The organism is Colwellia psychrerythraea, assembly GCF_000764185.1.
GTDB classification, from domain to species: Bacteria; Pseudomonadota; Gammaproteobacteria; order Enterobacterales; family Alteromonadaceae; genus Colwellia; species Colwellia psychrerythraea_B.
Window position 1 is genome coordinate 16012 of sequence record NZ_JQEC01000051.1, and the last position, 14955, is coordinate 30966.

At 39.5% G+C, this 14955-nt stretch carries 11 protein-coding genes; 2 read left to right on the forward strand and 9 right to left on the reverse strand.

Annotated elements, in window-relative coordinates; genetic code table 11:
* The first annotated feature begins 81 nt into the window (after window positions 1–81).
* On the forward strand, window positions 82–834 hold the full coding sequence (locus GAB14E_RS05370) for an SDR family oxidoreductase (RefSeq protein WP_033083630.1): 753 nt from the start codon (window positions 82–84) through the stop codon (window positions 832–834).
* Window positions 835–941: 107 nt separating this feature from the next.
* On the opposite strand, the gene GAB14E_RS05365 is transcribed toward GAB14E_RS05370, so the two are convergent.
* From GAB14E_RS05365 to GAB14E_RS05325, 9 genes are all read right to left on the reverse strand, one after another.
* Window positions 942–1343 carry an acyl-CoA thioesterase gene (locus GAB14E_RS05365; RefSeq protein WP_033083631.1) on the reverse strand — a complete coding sequence of 134 codons (402 nt, stop codon included), beginning with the start codon at window positions 1341–1343 and terminating at the stop codon, window positions 942–944.
* 72 nt (window positions 1344–1415) lie between these two features.
* The gene (gene oleD / locus GAB14E_RS05360; RefSeq protein ID WP_033083632.1) at window positions 1416–2513 is read right to left on the reverse strand and encodes a 2-alkyl-3-oxoalkanoate reductase; all 1098 of its coding nucleotides are present in this window, start codon (window positions 2511–2513) and stop codon (window positions 1416–1418) included.
* Window positions 2514–2556: 43 nt separating this feature from the next.
* Entirely contained in the window at window positions 2557–4314 is a 1758-nt protein-coding gene (gene oleC / locus GAB14E_RS05355) for an olefin beta-lactone synthetase (RefSeq protein ID WP_033083633.1), read from the reverse strand.
* A gap of 68 nt (window positions 4315–4382) precedes the next feature.
* Window positions 4383–5297: an alpha/beta fold hydrolase gene (locus GAB14E_RS05350; RefSeq protein ID WP_052093928.1), complete on the reverse strand. Its 915-nt coding sequence runs from the start codon at window positions 5295–5297 to the stop codon at window positions 4383–4385.
* A 2-nt stretch (window positions 5298–5299) separates the two neighbouring features.
* On the reverse strand, window positions 5300–6349 hold the full coding sequence (locus tag GAB14E_RS05345) for a 3-oxoacyl-ACP synthase III (RefSeq protein ID WP_033083634.1): 1050 nt from the start codon (window positions 6347–6349) through the stop codon (window positions 5300–5302).
* Between the two features lie 366 nt (window positions 6350–6715).
* Complete coding sequence (locus GAB14E_RS05340) at window positions 6716–10666, reverse strand: thrombospondin type 3 repeat-containing protein (RefSeq protein ID WP_033083635.1); 3951 nt, start codon at window positions 10664–10666, stop codon at window positions 6716–6718.
* A gap of 184 nt (window positions 10667–10850) precedes the next feature.
* Window positions 10851–11453: a hypothetical protein gene (locus GAB14E_RS05335; RefSeq protein ID WP_033083636.1), complete on the reverse strand. Its 603-nt coding sequence runs from the start codon at window positions 11451–11453 to the stop codon at window positions 10851–10853.
* A gap of 166 nt (window positions 11454–11619) precedes the next feature.
* Window positions 11620–13380, reverse strand: coding sequence for a gamma-glutamyltransferase (gene ggt / locus GAB14E_RS05330; RefSeq protein ID WP_033083637.1), 1761 nt, complete (start codon window positions 13378–13380; stop codon window positions 11620–11622).
* Between the two features lie 9 nt (window positions 13381–13389).
* A complete protein-coding gene (locus tag GAB14E_RS05325) occupies window positions 13390–14091 on the reverse strand; it encodes a tRNA-uridine aminocarboxypropyltransferase (RefSeq protein ID WP_033083733.1) in 702 nt (233 codons plus the stop codon).
* A 160-nt stretch (window positions 14092–14251) separates the two neighbouring features.
* On the opposite strand from GAB14E_RS05325, the gene rrtA reads away from it, so the two are divergent.
* Complete coding sequence (rrtA, locus tag GAB14E_RS05320; RefSeq protein ID WP_052093930.1) at window positions 14252–14854, forward strand: rhombosortase; 603 nt, start codon at window positions 14252–14254, stop codon at window positions 14852–14854.
* Window positions 14855–14955 lie beyond the last annotated feature (101 nt).

Here is a 14955-nt window from a genome sequence, read left to right on the forward strand (position 1 = left end):
TTTAAGTAAATTGAGGTAATCCCGATAAATAAAGAGCAGCTTTTAGTACAATCTAAAAATACGTTTTTCAAAGGACACATCATGAGTAAAGAAAAAGTAGTAATCATCACTGGCGCAGGTCGAGGCATAGGCGCTGCGACGGCAAAACTTTTTGCCAATAACAACTATGCCGTTTGTATTAACTACAAATCGGATGAAAAATCTGCCAGTGAATTAGCGAAGTTAATTACTTGCGAAGGTGGCAGATGTATAACTGTGCAAGCTGATGTATCCTGTGAAAATGACGTAGAGCGTCTATTCTCAACCGTTGATAAGACATTCGGCGCTGTTACGGTTTTAGTCAATAATGCCGGTATTTTAAAAAAGCAATCTAAGTTAGTAGATATGACTGCTGAGCGCATTAATTCAATGCTTAGCAATAATGTTACTAGTTACTTTTTGTGTTGTCGTGAGGCAGTAAAACGAATGTCTACTGAGCGAGGCGGTTTAGGTGGCGTTATTGTTAATGTATCTTCTGGCGCTGCCCGCTCTGGCTCACCTAATGAATACATTGATTATGCTGCATCAAAAGGCGCTATAGATACCTTAACCAAAGGTTTGTCACTGGAAGTTGCTGCTGAGGGTATTCGAGTTAACTGTGTACGCCCAGGTTTAATTTACACTGATATGCATGCCGATGGTGGAGAGCCTGAGCGTATTGAAAGACTAAAGAGCATTATTCCATTACAAAGAGGCGGTCAACCTGAAGAAGTAGCCGAGGCCATATATTGGCTAGCAAGCGATAAGTCATCATTTTCTACGGGTAATTACTTAGATTTAGCTGGTGGTTTATAAACTGCTTTAACTAGAGAAAATTGCTAGAAGTACATGGCAGTTTGCTACATAGTTGATTACCCTGCAGCTCAACTATGTAGCTCAACTATGTAGCTCAACTCTGTCGCTTAGCCCACAGAGAGTGGTGCAAGTATTTCTTCAGGGATTGGTTGCAAACGTTTTTGTTTATCTAAACAGACCATTTCAATGTCAGCAATAACCGCCGCTTTATTGGCATCAGGGCGCCATAGTTCTTGTCGCCATAAGGTTTTATATTTACCATCAAATTGATAACTAGTGCGCACGTCACAAACTTCAGCAAACTCAACACCATCTTGAAAGGTTAAATTAGCTTTATAAACGGCAAAACCTAGACCCTTTTCTAGCCACAAAGTTGCTAGCTTATCACTATCGATAACATGCTCACGTGCACGTTCAAAATACTTGAGAAAATTGGGGTGATAGACCACTCCCGAATGGTCGGTGTCTTCATAATATATTTGCACGGGGTGATGATAAATTTTACTCATGGTATTCACTCGACTTAACTTAATCTAACTTACTGGAACGTTTTTCGTTTAATAGCTTAATGCCTAAGCGACTTAACGATTTAACGATGCTTTGAGCTGTTTCATACCGTCTTCTATAGAGATGAGTGGCGTATAACCAAAATCTCTTTTCGCTGCACTAATATCAAAATAATGACAAGTAGACAGTTGCTTAGCAACAAAACGGGTCATGATTGGCTCTTGCTTTTTATTCATTAACTTATATAACCACTCTAACGCTGTGCCAACAGCATAAGCGACAGCACTTGGTACTCTTTTCGTTACTGGAGGTAATTCAACACAGCTAAGAATGTTATTGAGCATAGCGGCCATAGTAATGGGTTGATCGTTACTAATAAAATACGCTTTGCCAATACATTGTGAATTGGATTTTGATAATTCAATAGCCGCTAAGATGTGGGCATATGCTGCGTTATCAACAAAGATAGTATCAACCAATTTATCCTGCTTACCAACAAGCTTTAGTTTGCCTGCTCGTGCTCGCTCAAGTACCCGAGGTACAAGGTGAGGATCGTTTGGACCCCATATTAAATGTGGACGCAAGGCGACTGTTTTTAACTTTGTTTTATCAAAGGAATCGCGTGATGCTGCTAATACCACTTGCTCTGCAACTGCTTTGGACTCACCATAAAAGTTTAAAAAATTATTAGCATAGGGCGTAGATTCATCAATACCAGCTTCATCCACACCAGAAAAAGTAACACTTGGTGTACTTGTATAGACTAAGCGTGAAATAGTAAGCTCTTTACAAGCCTTAATAACATTCTCAGTACCCTGCACATTTGGCTTAAAATAATCATCCTTACTGCCCCATACCCCTGCCTTAGCAGCGACATGAAAGACTAAATCACATGATTGCATCGCTTCTTTAACACGAGATAAATCAGTAATATCGCCTTGTTCCATAGTAACGCCCATTTGGCTTAGCTCAGGATAATTTCCTCGTGCAAAACCTGTGACTTTAATATTGGCTAAACGTAGTAACCGACAAATGGCTTTACCTAAAAAACCACCAGCTCCGGTAACAAATACATGTTTGCTTTGCGCTGCTAGTTCGCTAAGAGGTAGGTGAATGGCCTCATTGAAGTCGACTGTAGTTGCTGTGGCACTATTTTTGGCTTGTTCAATCATCAATGCTCTCTAGTGAAATGATAGTTAAAACTGACTAACAAAACTAATCAAGTTCTTGTTGTGCCCACACGGCAAGTTTTTCACGAAATATCTTGGCGTTATGGCGTATATCGACAGGAAATTGCTCATGAATTAAAAAATGTGAAATGGTGGTTGTTTGTTTATGGGCAAGCGCTATTACTTTTAATGCTGAAAATAGTCTTGATTCATCGAAATTTTTATCTATTTTAGCTGTATCAGTAAGTTCAATACAAAGTAGTGGTACGTTTTTATGATTAATCTTAACACCAACTAAAGCAGTACGTTTCACTAACCGATGGGTATTAAATATTCGCTCACAAGGTATAGAAAACAAAACACTTTTCTCGGTTTCAACGCGGTGTGCTTTGCGGCCACACATCCACAGCAAACCGTATTCATCAAGATAACCTAGGTCGCCCATTCGATGGCGTACCTGATTACCTTGCGCAATTTTAGCTTGGGCCGTAGCCGCATCTCGCTGATAATATTGATGACTCACCATGTCACCTTTAACAACAATTTCACCAATAGTATTGATAGGTAAGCTTAAACCCTCATGCCATGTGTCAATTACATCTTCAGTGATGGCGATAATACTGATCTCGACGCCATTAATAGCAGCACCGACACAAATACCGCCGCCATTATCTGTTTTCTGGCTAGTGGAAAGTAGGTCTACGCTGGCTATTTTAGTCAAAGGTAGCGATTCTGTCGCGCCATAAGACGTTAATATCGGTGTCTCTGCGCTAAGTAAATGAGTAAAGCGTTCAATTGATGGCAGCGTTGCCGGTGCACCTGCCGAGATAACCCGCTTTAAGCTATTAAGCTTTATCGCAGGCGTAAGACTAGTCCCTGCCAGCCCTAATACTTCAATAAGTGCTGGATTGGCAAATAAATTGCTGCATTGATATTTTTCGATCGCGGCAAAAATAAAATCAGGGTTAGCTTTAATCGGTTTACTTGCGTCCATATCTGGAACAATAGACGCCATGCCCAATGCTGGGCCGAATAATGAAAATAATGGAAAGGTTGCTAAATCACGTTCACCAGGTTTAATGGCATAATCTTCTTTTAATGCCCTGATTTGTGCTTCAAACATTTTATGACTATAAACTACACCTTTGGGTGTACCGGTACTGCCACTGGTAAATAAAATTGCCGACATTGCATCATCGTTAAGTTTCACCATGTTGTACGATGTATCTGGCTTTGATAAGCCATTATTTTGCATAGGATAGCGAATTAGCAACTTATTGAGACTCATACCGCCAATAAAAGAAGCAAATATGTTTGCGGCTACCCCTGCATTAGAGGCAGAGCCACCCTCCGTTACCGTTAACAGCTTTTTAACGCTGCCTTTTCCCCAACCAAATAATACTCTGGCAATATGGGCTTTAGGAATACCAATAAAGGCATCAGGTTGGGATTCATTAAAACACTGCTTAAGGTTTTTAATACCCATGCCTGGGTCAACGAGAATAGGAACAATTCCAGCTTTAAATAAAGCAAAAGTTAAGGCGAAAAAGTCAATACTAGGCGTTACCATCAACACTGTTTTCATGCCCGATGTTAGGCCGTAGGCATTCAAAGCATGAGCAATTTCATCACTACGTTGATGTAGACTAACAAAATCAATTTCTTGATAATTAAGTTTGCCACCTCGATATTTTTGTACCGCAACAGCTAATGCTGTTGGTGTTGTTATGGCCGCATGTGCGAGGTGACGACATAAGTTAGCCTGGTTGGGCGTTGCCTTTAACTTGTCCATAACCTCTGTCATGTTTTGTTTCCTTTTGAACTAATCATACTGAATTAACCCTATTGAATTAATCCTTTTCAATTAACGTATTAAGTAAGCTCTGCTTCACTATTTTTTAAGAAATCATTTATTAACGGCACAACTTCATCACTAGCATCTTCTAAAATATAGTGACCACAATCATCAAAAGCGTGTACTTGTGCATCAGGAAAACGCTGTTGCCATTGTGCTAAAAAGTGCTTATCAAAAACAAAGTCTTTCAAACCCCAACAAATTAGCATCGGTAGTTTATTAAACTGCACTAAAGCGTCACTTATTTCAGTGACTAACGAATAGTTTCGATCGCTAGGTTTCAATGGAATGTCTTGAATAAAACGTAGGGTTGAAATACGATTATTCCAAGAATTAAACGGCGCTACATAAGCTTGGCGAATGTCTTTTGCCATCGGTTTTCGCTTTACACCAATATATGAAGCTACACTTGAAAAAGCATTAAAACCGCGTACCAGCAGCGTACCTACAAAAGAGTTACGGCCTAACCATAATGCAGGAGGGAGTTTTTTTTCTTTCGGTAAATGAAAAGCGCCGGTATTTAAAATTACCAAACGTTTGATGCGCTCTGGGTAGCGCGCAGCATAACCCATTCCAATCATACCGCCCCAGTCGTGTACAACGAGAGTGATATTTTCTTTTATGTCTAAATGCTCTAATAACGCGGCAAGATCATCTATGCGATTAGCTAAGGTATAATCATAAGCCTCATCACCTGGCTTATCCGATAAACCACAGCCAATATGATCTGGCACTATGCATTGATGATTTTTACTTAATTGGCTTACTAGATTACGATAATAAAAAGACCAGCTTGGATTGCCATGTACCATAACAACAGGAGAACCCTGCCCTTCATTAACATAATGATATTGCTGGCCGTTACGATTGATGAAATTGCGTTTGAACGGAAGGTGTTTAGTTAATATATTTTCTAAATTACTGTCTGACATAGTTACCACTTAAGTCCTAACATCATACAATTTAAGCCACTACCTATGCCTAAAAAGCTGACATTGTCACCTTTTTGTAAGAAACCTTGGTCATGCGCCATAGCCGCTGTAACGGGTAATGAAACTGTGCCCATATTACCTAGCAATTTAAAGGTCGGGAATTCTTTTACTGGGGAAATATTTAAGGCGGCCAAGACTTTCTTTTGATTAGCCGCGCCAACTTGGTGACAAATAACTTTATCAACATTTTCTTCATGCCATTGACGCTGCTCTAAAAAATGCTCCCAAGTGTCTTTCGCTAAAGACACGCCTTCTTTAAGTAAACTTACTGCATCAGTACGCATAAATTCACGAAATAGTTGTGGGCCCACTTCTTTTAAACCCCATTGACATAAATTATTATGCTCGGGTGCTGATAAATGGCTTGCCCCTAATAATTGATGATTACGGTCGGTATCGAGCTTTAAACTGCCATCAGTTAATAATACTGCAACTGCGCCTGAGCCACCGGTTAAAGTAGCTAAAGATCGTGCATAATTTTGCATCGTTGGCTCGGCCAGCATATCCTCGATAGTAACATCAACGATATGGCGCGCAGACTCACATGAGACCACCAGACCTGCTTTAATTTGTCCCAGTTCGATACGGTTAGCAATATCTAAAATACCTGATAACACGCCTAAACAAGCATTACTAATATCGTAAATGGCAGTATCTTTTAATACACCAAGTTTTGCTGCTATGCGACAAGCTGTCGCTGGCTCATGCTGATCACGACATACACCGGTATAAACAACCGCGCCAATATCAGCTACAGCAATGCCCGTTTCAGCCATTACTTTTTGGGCCGCGACAATAGCGCCATCAGAAAGTACGTGACCTTTTGGCCACCAACGGCGTTCTTCAATACCGGTTAAAGCATTAAGCTGCCCCATTGGAATACGAAACTTTTGATATAAAGGAGTTAAACGAGATTCAAGCTCTGCACTAGTCACCACTTCTGGGGCTAGTTCATAGGTTAAGCTATTGATAAATACGCGGGAATATTTCATTTAGATGGCTGTTGCTTATTTTCTTGGTTAATAATTACACTGCTGCTGACAATCTAGCCAGTAAATTGTACAAAACAGTCGAGATCATTACCTATGTTAATTATTTATGACTATGGGGCGCCATTTGAGCAAGAATATGCCAAGGATTCAACCAAAAATATGATATATCGATAATCTGGCTTAAATTAAGTAAAATTATGTTTAAGCTATTTATCTGATTAGCTTATTTTCAGCCTTATATAGCAAGGTCATTAACTAGATTACCGAATAATTTAGTTAGTAATATAAAGTTAATAAAAAAGACTCTCATCATGAGAGCCTTTAAACATAATATTTATTTTTAGTTTAACTTAAACTTTAAACTAATTATCTAAAGCGAACTCTACGCTTGGCAAGTAATAACATAAGTGATAACAATGCCAAGCAAGAGAAACTGCCGCTGCTTGATTTCTCCGGTGTTACGTCAAGTGAAATAGTTTTATTATCAACTACCGCAATACCTCCTGGATCATCAATCACACCATTAGCTAGTCCGTCAGCATCATTTGCACCACCGTCTTCAATAACTAGTTTTAAACAGGTATCACCAACATTTAGCCCTACTTGATAAAGCTCACTGTGAGGAGGCGGACAGACACCATTTACGGCCTGACTGCTAGCCAATAAATTGTTACTATCCTCAACAAAATCTGTCCACTGTTGTTCAGCATTGATTTTTCGATAAACAGAATACTCAACAAGGGTATCGCCAAGTGGTAAAACTATTGCCACTGAACGGCCAAACGGCATGATATTATGAATTTCGAAATCAAAATACCCTAACGTATTTACCAGGCTATCTTGTGCTACTAATCCGGTAGCTAGTATCTCTTGTTGTGAAAGTAATAGGCCGTCGGAGTTTTGCAGCAAAGCAAACTTGCCCAGCTTTAATTGTAAACCTGGCTCGGTTTCTGCCAACTTAACGACAGCAGCATTAACGTGTAATGGTTGTAAATAAGGTATGGTTGAATTATCCATATAAGCAGGTAAGCCATCTAAGTCTTCATCACTAAAACCTTCATCAATATCACTTATACCATCTCTGTCACTATCGAGGTTACGCAAGGTTTTTTGTGTGGCAAGCAAGGGCAGAAAAACCTGCTTAGTTTGCGATAACTCTTCACTACCACTATTCGTACTATTACCACTATCAGTCACAGTAACACTAAGGGTTATTAACCCTTTATTTTCGTCTGGCAAGATCACACTTTCAGCAGGAAAGACAAACTGTAATTTATCGCTAGATAAGGTAGCATTTAAATAATCAGGTATTTGCCAGTCTATTTGGTGGCTGTCCTGAGTATTTGAATCTTCAATGGCCAAAGTAACGGAAACCTCACCATCATTTTTAGCGATGCTCGCGACTTGTATACCTTTTTGCCAAACCGCTAAATTAATATTAGGTGCAACATTACCTTCGGTAACCGTAATAATTTGCTTGGCATGCACGCCAGCATTTACGCCTTGCTCAAAGCTGACGATTAACTCTTCATCACCTTCAATTTGAAAATCATTATTAAGGTTAATATCAATAAAGCCGGCTATACCCTGCGCTATTACTATTTTAGTATCAGCAAGATTATAATCTGCTACATCAACACTTCCGGAAATAGTTAACGGGAGTGTTACCGGATAAGCAGGTGCAGGCCCTGATAAAACAACTCCGACTCGAGCAATGCCACCTTCAGCAACAACTTGCGCAGCTGAAAAATTAACTAAGGGGTGAATATTTAATACTTGCGGTACGGTAGCGATATTACCGGCATTATCTACTGCACGCCAAAGAACCGTGACCAAACCAGAGCTAACATTTTTATCCCCTGTTTCAAAACCCAATGCAGTTAAACCACAACAGTTTCCCCCATCAAGGCCATCGCGCACAGTAACGTTAGTTAAATCAATTAAACGGTTTATATTCAACGCAGTAAAAGTATGCTCTGCATTAATATGTACTGCCTGAGGTGGGCTAATGATTGGCGCATAGTCATCCAATAATGGATGGCTACCTGCTAATGCTTCACCGGCGTTAGTAATACCATCAAAATCAGTATCTAATAGTGCATCATCAGCATTTAACGGATCAAAGTTATACAATAACTCAAATTCATCTGACATATTATCGCCATCATCATCAAGATCGGCATTATTCCCCACTAAATCACCGTCGGTATCAATATGTTCACTAGCATCTAGAGGCAGCTGATCTTCAAAATCTAAGAAACCATCATTATCATCATCGTTATCAAATATATTACCTAGGCCATCTCCATCGGTATCAGAGCCTTCAATGGGGTTATTAGGAAAAGCATCATCGACATCTCTAATACCGTCATTATCATCATCACTATCGCTATTATCGCCGAGACCATCATTATCAGCATCAAGCCATTCGCTTGCATCAAGGGGGAACAAATCGATGCTATCTGCACGGCCATCGCCATCATCATCGATATCAGCATTATTACCTATGCCGTCATTATCGGTATCAAACCATTCTAGTGGATCATTATCAAAAGCATCGATTACATCGGTGAAACCATCGTTATCATCATCACTGTCCGCATTGTCACCAACACCATCACCATCGCTATCTTTTTGCTCATTAGCATTTAATGGGTAGCGATCAGTTGCATCTGGTTCACCGTCACCATCATCATCGGTGTCGGCATTATTACCAATACCATTAGAGTCAGTATCAAGCCATTCAGCAGGGTTTAAAGGAAAATCATCAACGCTATCAGGATAACCATCCCCTGCTAATGTCACTTGATGAGTATCATCATCGGAGTCAGCATTATTTCCTATACCATCGCCATCAGTATCAACTGATTCCAACGGGTCAAAAGGAAAGGCATCCGAGCCGTCAAGGATGCCATCATTATCATCATCAGGATCTGCTACATTGCCAGTACCATCACCATCAGTATCACGGTCTTCCAATAAATTTAGTGGAAACGCATCAGAGCCATCAGCAATACCATCATCATCATCATCGGCATCAGTATTATTACCGATACCATCACCATCTGTATCTACGCTTTCGTTAATATCTAGAGGGAAAGCATCTAGATTATCAAGCACAGTATCACCATCATCATCGAGATCGGCATTATTACCAGTGCCATCACCGTCGGTGTCTATATATTCGTTCAAATCTAAAGGGAAAGCATCACCAGCATTTGCAAAACCATCACCATCAATATCGGCATCGCTGTTATCACCTAAACCATCACCATCTAAATCAAATTGTTCAGTTAGATCAAGGGGGAAAATATCCGTTGCATCGGGCTCACCATCACCATCGGCATCAAGATCTGGACCATCACAAATACCGTCATTATCAGTATCTAGTCGCTCTAAGGAGTCTAATGGGCATTTATCTAGAGCATCAGATACACCATCACCATCATCATCGCTATCGGCATTGTTGCCTATGCCATCATTATCAGTATCGACGGTTTCAGAGGCATCGAGAGGTAAAGCATCATTGACATCCAAGGTACCATCGCCATCATCATCAGTATCGGTATTATTACCGGTGCCATCAAGGTCGGTGTCATACCACTCAGTATTATCATAAGGGAAAACATCAAGGGTATTTACAATACCATCACCATCAAGATCAGCATCTTGCGCATTACCTACACCATCACCATCAAGATCGGCATTAACATTAAAATCTAATGGAAAGGCATCATTGACATCATTTACGCCATCACCATCATCATCAATGTCAGCGTTATTACCAATACCATCAAGATCGGTATCTATGGTTTCTAATGGATCGAGAGGAAATTGGTCGTAAACATCGAGCACACCATCGCCATCATCATCACTATCGGCATTATTACCTAAACCATCCAGATCAGTATCTAAACTTTCTAACGGATTTAGCGGAAAAACATCAAGCAGATCAGGTACACCATCGTTATCATCATCGGTATCGGTATTGTTACCTAGACCATCGTTATCAGTGTCAAGCCACTCGCTGGGATCTTTAGGCAGGGGATCATAAAGGTTAATAGCAAGATCGCCATCATCGTTATTGTCTGGACCACCGTCAACACCGTTAAGAAGACCATCACCATCAACATCAGGATCGCTATTATTACCGATACCATCAAGATCGGTATCAATCCATTCGAGTGGATCAGCGGGAAAAAGATCGACACTATCATCATAACCATCACCATCGGTATCAATAGCAAAAACAGAGCTGCTGATGATTAGGGTCAGTATGGCTAAAAATTTAAAACAACGTATTTTATACTTCAACACACGTTCTCCAAAGAAGATGTTAACTGGAGTTATTGCCAGAGGTTTAGTCAACTAGGCTTTAGTAAATCTTTAAGGCACAGCGGATATTTAAGTAACTTAACTGCAATTTTCCATTTACAGATAATCGTTATAACGGCCAGTTCATTTAAAACTTAAATCTTTAAACAGGTTATTGTGTTGATTTTCAATAACCCACTTGGCGACCAAATCGATAATTAAAGCCTATAAATAAGGTGCTGATACTGCCAAAGTCTGAATAGCTAGGGTAGTGTTTAACACCGATATGCATGGCAGAATTTTTAGTAAAGCTTTTTTGCAGAGAAATAGATATTACCGGATTAATATCTCCTTGCTCAGCAAAGTAAATGTCATCACGGTCAAAATCCGGTCTAAAAACTAATTTATGCTCACTTATGTTAACAGCAGCACCGAGTTGAAATTCAACCATAAGACTACTGATGAATTTATCGTATGACTTGGGGTAATAGCGATATCCTAAAGATAAGTCGATTGTTTGTATGGCAAAATCAAAACCAGCTTTATCCCATGCATCACTTGTTTCATCCAAGTCGCTAATGGCAACATTCTCTAGTCGGTTGTAACTAACTTGCCAATTAAATGCTTTTTGATTAAAAAATTCATCGCCTATTGAAAGGCTATATCCAAAGCTTTTGTCTTGGTCTACTTTATGTAGCTGTACTGAACTTTCAAGTGCGTGAGCATTGCCAAACACCATTATCATTACCAGAGCCAACATTTGGGCAATATATTGAAGGTTTTTCGCCATGACTATTTATACTCCTGCCAACAATTTGTTGGTATTTAGTCGGTATTAGTGGGACTACTAATAAATACAACTAAGCAATTTTCACACCAGTACCACCGTCATTTCATTGACTATGACAATATCAATCACAATGACTATAAATCAATACCTCAATTACAATAACACTTTAACGCCCTAAGACAACACCTTCCCGACGAGGGTCTGCGCCACCAACAAGTCCATTTTTATTTATTTCAATGGCATGCAAACCACTGTTTAATGCCCTCACATTAACTTGATGGCCTCTTTTTTCAAGTGCTGGTTTTAATTTGGCAATGTCCGTACCTATTTCAAGCGTGGTAACGTGATTTCGGTTGGTCACTTTAGGTAAGTTTATCGCTTGTTGTACATTAAGCTGCCAATCTAAAATACCAACAATAGTTTGCGCGACATAATTAATTATGCGGCTACCACCAGGTGCCCCCACAAGTAATCGTAAGGTATTATCTTCGTTAAACACCATCATTGGCGCCATAGAGCTACGTGGTCTTTTTAGCGGTTGAACCCGATTCGCAACCAGTTTTCCATTACGCTTTGGTGTAAGAGAAAAATCAGTTAACTGATTATTCAAAATAAAGCCCTGCACCATTAATGCTGAACCAAAGCCATTTTCAATACTGCTGGTCATTGATATAGCATTACCATTTTTATCAACAACGACTAAATGCGTAGTAGATGGCCTTTCAATCGCGTTATCATTAGCAAGTACTAAACTATTTTTTGGACTACCGGCAACGGCCTGCCCCATATCAAATTTATCATCAATAATCGCGGCGCGTTTCGCTATATAATCAGCTGCCAATAACCCTTCAATAGGTACGCTAACAAAATCACTATCGGCAATATATTTATTTCTATCGGCGAAAGCTAACCTTGAGCTCTGAGTAAATAGATGTACTGCAGGTAAAGAGTTAGGTGCGTATTGCGCTAGTTCAAATGATTGTAATTGCGCTAATATTTGGATAACGCTGATACCACCAGAGCTTGGCGGCGCCATGCCACACACTTTATACTGATGATACGGGCCACAAACTGATGGTCGCTCTATTGCTTGATATGATTTCATGTCTTCAAGGCTTAATAGACCGGGTGAAATAGGTGATTTTTGCACTTTTTCAACAATTTTTTTCGCTATCCAGCCTTGATAAAACACTTCAACCCCCTCTTTAGCGATACTACGTAGGGCTATAGCAAGTTTAGGATTCTTTAAGGTATCACCGGCTTTTACACCAATACCATTGGGTGAAAAATATTCTTTAATTTCAGGTAAAATATGAATACCTGGATTAAAGTTCATGCCTAATAATTTCTCTAGTCGCGGGGAAACAACAAAACCGTTCTCAGCCAGTTTTATTGCTGGCTGAAATAATGTCTGCCAAGGTAAAATACCAAATTGCTGGTGAGACTTACTCAGCGCAGCAAGCAGACCTGGAACACCAACAGACTTCCCGCCAATAACGGCATCAGCCCAGTGCAACGGTTTGCCCTGTTCATTTAAAAACAATTCACTTGTCGCCAATTGCGGCGCCGTTTCTCTACCGTCAAATGTAGTTAATTGCTGTTTTTTATTATGCCAATGCAGCATAAAAGTACCACCACCAAGACCCGATGATTGTGGCTCTACTAAACTCAGTACAAGCTGTGCGGCAATAGCGGCATCAACAGCACTGCCGCCTTTATCCAGCATATCCAGTCCGGCTTGACTTGCGTATGGGTTAGCAGCAACAACCATATACTGTTTTGCATGTACGGCTTTCTTTTGATTAAAACCCGTTGCAGCTTCAGGTTCACGTATTTCACGTTTAGCCTCTACCACAGGACTTAATAGCAGTTGAGTAATAATTAATGTTAGCGTTGAAAGTCGTAATAAAAGTGAACTATGGTACATCAAGTTTCCTCAAAGAGTCTTATGCTCAGGTCTAAAAGATAATTGGAACTGGTTAAATTGTTTAAATTTTTCAAGTAACGGCTGATACTTTCCCGCATTTTCAGGACTAACCTTGTTCGTGTTAATATGAAAATCTGCTGAGCCATCCGGCGCTAATAAATCATTATGTTCTAACAAAGCTAAAGCATAACAGCTTGCTTCCAAACTAGATAAAGCATTTTTTTTAGCTACTTTTCGAATTTGGTATTGTCCTGCATTCGCCAAATACTCTGGTAAACAAACTTGTGATAACTGCTGTAATTTTGTTGATAACATAAACATACGGTATGCTTTTTTCCAGGTACCATCAAGAATAACAAGACAAAGTGGCTTAGATTTCTCATTAACTTCGTCAATAGTAAACTCAAGGTTAATCAATGTCGCTAATGAATTATTGTTAAGTATATTCGCTTGCTGTCCTGGGTAGAGTAGGACTGGCTGATATTTAGTCAAAACCTTTGAAAAGCAATTATCACTATCGAAAGACTCACCAACAATAACTTGGCACTTACGCAATGATTTAGCTAATAAAGCAACAGTGCCTTTAGTGTGCGACACTTCACTCGGGTGCTGTAAAACAACGACATGGATATCATTTGCTATATCAGCAGTAAAAGCACAGATACAAGCATTTTCGGGACGGTTACAATTGGGGCAAAAAATTCGAGACATAGAATAGTAAAATAAAGCGCAATTAATAAAATAGTCATTGTATACTTTATTGATATCATATAAATGTTTTATCAATCAATTACTGATAAGCAGTCGGTAAAAATCTGATAACTTTAACTACCCATCTTTACCTATTACTATTAACCATTACGCTAAAAACATGACATTAACACTTAAAAACCTTCCTTTGAAAAAACAGCATTGCATGATTGTAGCTAGCGTAGCCTTTATCGCTATTCTAACCTTTGTATTTGATAGCAGTATTGCCGACCTTTTCGTTTATCAACACCAATTAATTAGCCAAGGAGAGCTGTGGCGAACTTTCACCGGACATTTTTTTCATACTAATGGTTTTCATCTGCTCTTTAACCTCGCGGCATTAATACTGCTGTGGGCATTACATGGTCATTTTTATAGTTTAAAAAATTATAGCCTGTTGTTCATAACTTCAGCCTTAATATGCAGTGCCGGCCTGTATTATTTGTCGCCAGACATTCGCCAATATGTTGGCCTTTCTGGAGTTTTACACGGGATTTTCGTTTTTGGCGCTATCATGGATATTCGCCATCAAGATAAGACCGGCTATTTGTTATTTATCGGCGTATGGCTAAAAATAGCCCATGAACAGTTTTATGGAGCAAGTAAGCAAGTGTCGACGCTAATTAATGCTAGCGTCGCGATAGATGCACATTTATGGGGAGCAATAGGTGGTCTAATATTTAGCTGTTGTTACTTAATTTATTTATTTAACCGTAAAAAGTAAACACCACACCGAGAAAGCAAACAACTGATACCTGATAAATAACACCTGACAAATAAAAAGACCAAATGCATTAACATTTGGTCTTTTTATTTCAATGATGA